General features: G+C 70.3%; 5 protein-coding genes. All 5 read left to right on the plus strand.

What is annotated here, in order from left to right; all coding sequences use genetic code 11:
• The first annotated feature begins 126 nt into the window (after window positions 1-126).
• The 5 genes from dxr to ACKOB8_RS03040 are packed head-to-tail and all read left to right on the plus strand — an operon-like array spanning window position 127 to window position 6483.
• Entirely contained in the window at window positions 127-1299 is a 1173-nt protein-coding gene (gene dxr / locus ACKOB8_RS03020) for a 1-deoxy-D-xylulose-5-phosphate reductoisomerase (protein ID WP_526375497.1), read from the plus strand.
• Window positions 1296-2537 carry a M50 family metallopeptidase gene (locus ACKOB8_RS03025; protein WP_526375499.1) on the plus strand — a complete coding sequence of 414 codons (1242 nt, stop codon included), beginning with the start codon at window positions 1296-1298 and terminating at the stop codon, window positions 2535-2537. Before dxr ends, ACKOB8_RS03025 begins: the two co-directional genes overlap by 4 nt.
• A gap of 8 nt (window positions 2538-2545) precedes the next feature.
• On the plus strand, window positions 2546-3700 hold the full coding sequence (gene ispG, locus ACKOB8_RS03030; RefSeq protein ID WP_526375501.1) for a flavodoxin-dependent (E)-4-hydroxy-3-methylbut-2-enyl-diphosphate synthase: 1155 nt from the start codon (window positions 2546-2548) through the stop codon (window positions 3698-3700).
• 49 nt (window positions 3701-3749) lie between these two features.
• A complete protein-coding gene (locus ACKOB8_RS03035) occupies window positions 3750-4604 on the plus strand; it encodes a GNAT family N-acetyltransferase (RefSeq protein WP_526375503.1) in 855 nt (284 codons plus the stop codon).
• A 58-nt stretch (window positions 4605-4662) separates the two neighbouring features.
• On the plus strand, window positions 4663-6483 hold the full coding sequence (locus ACKOB8_RS03040; protein ID WP_526375505.1) for a penicillin-binding transpeptidase domain-containing protein: 1821 nt from the start codon (window positions 4663-4665) through the stop codon (window positions 6481-6483).
• Window positions 6484-6721 lie beyond the last annotated feature (238 nt).

Below are 6721 nucleotides of genomic sequence, written 5' to 3' on the forward strand. Positions count from 1 at the left end.
CCGGGCGGCGAGGATGGGTGTGTGTGACCGCACTCACAGGAAGTGCGGTACACCAGTCGGGCTGACGGGGCTGATGGGACGGCTGGGTTGATCCGTCAGGGATAGTCCGGCAGGGATAATGAGGACATGTCCCCATCGCGCGTGCGCGTGCTCGTCCTCGGCAGCACCGGCTCGATCGGTACGCAGGCGCTGGAGGTCATCGCCGCCAACCCGGACCGTTTCGAACTGGTCGGGCTGGCCGCGGGGGGTGCCAACGCGGACCTGCTGGCCCGTCAGCGCGCCGAAACCGGGGTCGGCAGGGTCGCCGTCGCCGACGCGGCTGCGGCCGACCGGATCGGTGAGGTCACCTTCAGCGGCCCCGACGCCGCCACCCGGCTGGTGGCCGATACCGAGGCGGACGTCGTGCTCAACGCCCTGGTCGGGGCGCTGGGACTGGAGCCGACGCTGGCCGCCCTGGCCACCGGCGCGCGGCTCGCGCTGGCCAACAAGGAATCACTGGTGGCGGGTGGTCCGCTGGTCACCAAGGCCGCCCGGCCCGGCCAGATCGTCCCGGTCGACTCCGAGCATTCCGCGTTGGCCCAGTGCCTGCGCGGGGGCCGCGCCGAGGAGGTCGCCCGACTCGTGCTGACCGCGTCGGGCGGACCGTTTCGGGGCTGGCCGGCGGCCGACCTGGAGTCGGTGACACCCGAGCAGGCCGGCGCGCATCCCACCTGGAACATGGGCCCGATGAACACGCTGAACTCCGCTTCGCTGGTCAACAAGGGCCTGGAGCTGATCGAGACGCACCTGCTGTTCGGCGTGCCCTACGACCGCATCGACGTGGTGGTCCACCCGCAGTCCATCGTGCACTCGATGGTCACCTTCACCGACGGGTCGACACTCGCGCAGGCCAGTCCGCCGGACATGAAACTGCCGATCTCCCTCGCCCTGGGCTGGCCGCAGCGAGTCGCCGACGCGGCCGCCGCCTGCGTCTTCGACGCCCCGTCGCGCTGGGACTTCGAACCGCTGGACAGCGCGGTGTTTCCCGCCGTGGACCTCGCCCGCCAGGCCGGAGAGGCCGGTGGCTGCATGACCGCGGTGTACACCGCCGCCACCGCGGAGGCCGCCGCGGCCTCCCGGGCGGGGCCCATCCGGTTCCCGCGCAACGTCCGGACGATCGCCGAGGTCCTGCGGGCCGCCGACGGGTGGACCGCCCAACCCGCTACCGTGGAAGACGTGCTCGACGCCCAGCGCTGGGCGAGGCAACGAGCCGGGCAGGCCGTGGCGGTCGCCGCGCAGGAGGTGGCTTCGATCCGATGATGTTCGCAGTCGGCATCGTGCTGTTCGCGCTCGCCATCCTGCTCTCGGTGGCGTTGCACGAGTGCGGCCACATGTGGGTGGCGCGGGCCACCGGGATGAAGGTGCGGCGGTATTTCGTCGGCTTCGGGCCGACCCTGTGGTCCACCCGGCGGCCCAACACCCTGGGCTCCACCGAGTACGGGGTCAAGGCCATTCCCCTCGGCGGCTTCTGTGACATCGCCGGCATGACCGCGGTCGAGGAACTGCGGCCCGAGGACGAGCCCTACGCGATGTACAAGCAGAAGACCTGGAAGCGCGTCGCGGTGCTCTTCGCGGGGCCGGCGATGAACTTCATCATCGGACTGGTGTTGATCTACGCCATCGCCGTGACCTGGGGGCTTCCCAGCCTGCGGCCGCCGACAACCGCCATCGTCGGCGACACGTCCTGCGTCAAGGCCGAAGTCGTCAAGGGCGAACTCGGTACCTGCTCCGGTGCGGGACCCGCCGCGCAGGCCGGAATCAAGCCCGGCGACGTGATCGTCAAGGTGGGACCGACCGAGGTCAAGACCTTCGCGGAGATGGTCACCGCCGTGCAGAAGTCGTCCGGACCGACCATGTTCGTGGTGGAGCGCACCCGTGACGGCGTCGCAACCACCGAGCAGTTCGTCGTCGACGTCGTCACCACCCAGCGCTGGGTCGCTCCGGCCGGCGGCGGTGCGCCGGCGGGTCCGTCCGAGGTCGGCGCCATCGGCATCAGCGCGGCGCAACTGTCACCCACGCACTACAACGTCCTCTCGGCCATTCCGGCGACGTTCGCCTTCAGCGGTGACCTCGCCGTCGAACTGGGCAAGTCGCTGGCGACCATCCCGACCAAAGTCGGCGCCCTGGTGCACGCGATCGGCGGTGGCGAGCGCGACCCGGAGACTCCGATCAGCGTGGTGGGGGCCAGCATCATCGGCGGCGACACCGTCGACCAGGGCCTGTGGGTCGCGTTCTGGTTCTTCCTGGCCCAGTTGAACTTCGTCCTCGGTGCGGTCAATCTGGTACCACTGCTGCCGTTCGACGGCGGGCACATCGCGGTCGCGCTCTACGAGAAGATCCGCAACATGCTGCGCGCGTTGCGCGGGTTCGCACCCGCGGCTCCGGTGAACTACCAGAAGTTGATGCCGGTCACCTACGTGATCCTGTTCGTGGTGGTCGGCTACATGCTGCTCACCGTTACCGCCGACCTGATCAACCCGATCAGGTTGTTCCAGTAGGAGAGTCGATGACCGGACTGGGCATGCCGACCGCCCCCGCTCCCACTCTGGCGCCGAGGCGCAAGACCCGCCAGATCATGCTGCGCGACGTCGGGGTGGGCAGCGACTATCCGGTGTCGGTGCAGTCGATGTGCACCACCAAGACCCACGACATCAACGCGACGCTGCAGCAGATCGCCGAACTCACCGCGACCGGGTGCGACATCGTGCGGGTCGCCTGCCCACGCCAGGAGGACGCCGACGCACTGGCGGTCATCGCCAAGAAGAGCAAGATCCCCGTGGTCGCCGACATCCACTTCCAGCCGCGCTACATCTTCGCGGCGATCGACGCCGGGTGCGCCGGGGTGCGGGTCAACCCGGGCAACATCAAGGAGTTCGACGGCCGGGTCGCCGAGGTGGCCAAAGCCGCCGGCGAGGCGGGCGTTCCGATTCGCATCGGCGTCAACGCGGGATCGCTGGACAAGCGGTTCCTGGAGAAGTACGGCAAGGCCACTCCGGAGGCGCTGGTGGAGTCCGCCCTGTGGGAGGCGTCGCTGTTCGAGGAGCACGGCTTCGGCAACATCAAGATCAGCGTCAAGCACAGCGATCCGGTGGTGATGGTCTCGGCCTACCAGTTGCTCGCCGAGCAGTGCGACTACCCGCTGCATCTCGGTGTCACCGAAGCCGGTCCGGCGTTCCAGGGGACCATCAAGTCCGCTGTCGCGTTCGGCGCGCTGCTCTCCCGCGGGATCGGTGACACCATCCGGGTCTCGCTGTCGGCACCCCCGGTCGAAGAGGTCAAGGTCGGAAACCAGATCCTGGAGTCGCTCAATCTGCGACCGCGCGGGCTGGAGATCGTCTCCTGCCCGTCGTGCGGTCGGGCGCAGGTCGACGTCTACACGCTCGCCAACGAGGTGACCGCCGGCCTGGAAGGCCTCGACGTGCCACTGCGGGTGGCGGTGATGGGCTGTGTGGTCAACGGTCCGGGGGAGGCGCGGGAAGCCGATCTCGGTGTGGCATCGGGCAACGGCAAGGGCCAGATCTTCGTCCGCGGCGAGGTGATTAAAACGGTTCCGGAATCCAAGATCGTCGAAACGCTCATCGAGGAGGCGATGCGCATCGCCGAAGAGCTCGGCGGTTCGGACGCATCTGCGGGCGGTTCGCCGATGGTGACCGTAAGCTGACGGTAGTGCTCCGCCGCGTTCGGCGGTGACATCCCCCGAAGGACTTCTGATGTCGGCTCCGCCCCTCGCCCCTCCGATCGGCGGTCGCCGGATTTCGGTCGTGCGCGACGCCTCGGCCGTGTCGCGGGTGCTCGCCGCGGATCCGGTGGCGGCGTGCATGGTGGCCGCGCGGGTCGCCGAGCACGGCCTGGACCCCCGCGGCATCGGCGGCGAGTTGTGGACCCGGTGGCACGCCGAGTCCTCGCTGTGCTTCGCCGGAGCCAACATGATCCCGCTGCGCGGGGGCCCCGCGGACCTGGTCGCGTTCGCCGACCAGGCGCTGCGCACGACCCGGCGGTGCTCCTCGCTGGTCGGCCGAGCCGATCTGGTCCTGCCGATGTGGGACCGACTGCAGCACGGCTGGGGCCCGGCCCGGGACGTGCGCGACCGCCAGCCGCTGCTGGCGCTCACCGGGCGTCCGCGCACTCCGGTCGACCCGGCGGTCCGCCGGGTCAGGTCCGAGGAGCTGGACGCCTACCTGGTCGCGGCGGTCGACATGTTCATCAACGAGGTCGGCATCGACCCGCGCGCCGGGGACGGCGGGCGGGGCTATCGGCGGCGGGTGGCCGGCCTGATCGCAGCGGGCCTCGCCTACGCGCGCTTCGAGGACGGGCGGGTGGTGTTCAAGGCCGAGATCGGGTCGCAGTCGCCGCGGGTCGGACAGATCCAGGGCGTGTGGGTGCACCCGGAATGGCGCGGTCACGGGCTCGGTACGGCGGGCACGGCCGCGGTGGCCTCGGCGGTCCTGGGCAGCGGGCGTACCGCCAGCCTGTACGTGAACGACTTCAACCGGGTGGCCCGTTCGGCGTACGCGCGGGTGGGCTTCGTCGAGGTCGGCACGTTCGCCACGGTGCTGCTGGACTGAGCCGCGACGCGGTGCGCCTCCCCGCGCAGCGGGTCACGAACTCATAACATCAGCCCCAATGGCAACGAAAACCTCAATATTCACGCGCGTCACCGGTTTGTGCCTGGCGATCGCGCTGTCCGCCGCCCCGACGCTGTCGGGGTGCACGCCCCGACCGGACGGTCCGGCGGCGGCGGCCGGGCAGTTCTTCGCCGAACTCGGCCGGCGTGACACCGGCGCGGCCGCCGACCTGAGCGACCGCCCGACCGAGGCGCATGCCGCGCTGAACCAGGCCTGGGCGGGGCTGCAGGCCACGAAACTGGAGGCCGAGGTCCTGGGCTCCCGGTTCAGCGTGGACACCGGCTCGGTCAACTATCGCTTCACCTGGACCCTGCCGCGGAACCGCACCTGGACCTACGACGGGGTGCTCAACATGAGCCGCGACGAAGGCGGGTGGGGGGTGCGCTGGACGGCCCGCGCACTGCATCCCAAGCTCGGCGAGCACCAGAGTTTCGAACTGCGTGCCGACGCGCCGCGTCGGGCGTCGGTCAACGAGATGAGCGGCACCGAGGTCCTGGTTCCCGGAAACCACTACCGCTACCAACTCGACGCGGCCCGGGCCGGAGCCAGCCTGATGTCCACCGCTGGGCTGGTGGTCGATGCCCTGCGGCCCTTCGACGACACGCTCAACGCCCAGCGGCTGGCCGAGCAGGCCAGTTCGGCCAGCGGTCCGCTAAACCTGATCACGCTGAAACCCGCCGACCACGACCGGATCGCCGCGTTCGTGGACTCGCTGCCCGGTGTGGTGGTCACCCCGCTGGCCGAGTTGTTGCCCACCGACCCCGAATTCGCGCCGGCGGTGCTCGGCGAGGTCAAAAACGCCGTCGTCGACAAGCTCGACGGTGCCGCCGGCTGGCGGGTGGTCAGCGTCAACCAGAACGGCGCCGATGTCGATGTGCTCACCGAGGTGGCGCCCACACCCGCGCCGTCGGTGAACCTCACCCTCGACCGTGCGGTGCAGGATGCCGCCCAGCATGCGGTGGACACCCGTGGGCAGAAGGCGATGCTGGTGGTGCTCCGGCCGTCGAACGGCGACATCCTGGCGCTGGCCCAGAACGCCGCGGCCGACGCCGACGGCCCGGCGGCCACGACGGGCCTCTATCCGCCGGGCTCGACGTTCAAGATCGTCACCGCCCACGCCGCCCTGCAGCGCGACATGGCCACACCCAACACGCTGCTGGGCTGCCCCGGCGAGATCGACATCGGTCACCGGACCATCCCCAACTACAACAAGTTCGACCTCGGTGTGGTGCCGCTGGCGAAGGCCTTCGCCAACTCGTGCAACACCACCTTCGCCGAGCTGGCCAGCCGGATGCCACCGACGGCGCTGACCGCTGCGGCCGCGCAGTACGGAATCGGATCGGACTACACGATCGAGGGCCTGACGACCGTCACCGGCTCGGTGCCCCCGACGGTGAACCTCGCCGAGCGCACCGAGGACGGCTTCGGCCAGGGCAAGGTCGTGGTGACCCCGTTCGGGATGGCGCTGGCGGCCGCCACCGTCGCCGCCGGCAAAACTCCGACGCCCCGGTTGATCGTGGGCAGCGAGACGGCTGAGACCGGCGAGCACCCGACTCCCTCTCCCGCGGTTCTCGACGGGCTGCGCTCGATGATGCGACTGGTGGTCACGAACGGAACGGCACGCGAGATCGACGGCGCCGGAGTGGTGTACGGCAAGACCGGCGAGGCCGAGTTCGAGGGCGGCTCGCACGCGTGGTTCACCGGTTACCGGGGAGATCTCGCCTTCGCGGCGCTCATCGTCGGGGGCGGAAGTTCGGTCTACGCGGTGCGCATGGTCCGCCAGATGCTCGAGGAACTGCCGGCGGACTTCCTGGCCTAGTTCGGTGGCCCGGACGGCCCGTTTGACCCGGGACCCGGACCGCCCGGACCGCCCGGACCGTTGGGCGGGGGACCCCCGGGCCGCGGCGCACCCTGGCCGGCGTCTCGGCGGCGAAGTTCAAGCAGGGCGACGCGGTTCTGCTCTGACCGGCGGATCACTCCGCGACGATCTCGCCCCCGCGCACCGTCACCGCGCGTGCGGTCAACGGCTCGGTTGCCGGTCCGCGGGTCACCTGTCC

The sequence above is a fragment of the Mycobacterium sp. genome (assembly GCF_046091765.1).
Taxonomy (GTDB): Bacteria; Actinomycetota; Actinomycetes; order Mycobacteriales; family Mycobacteriaceae; genus Mycobacterium.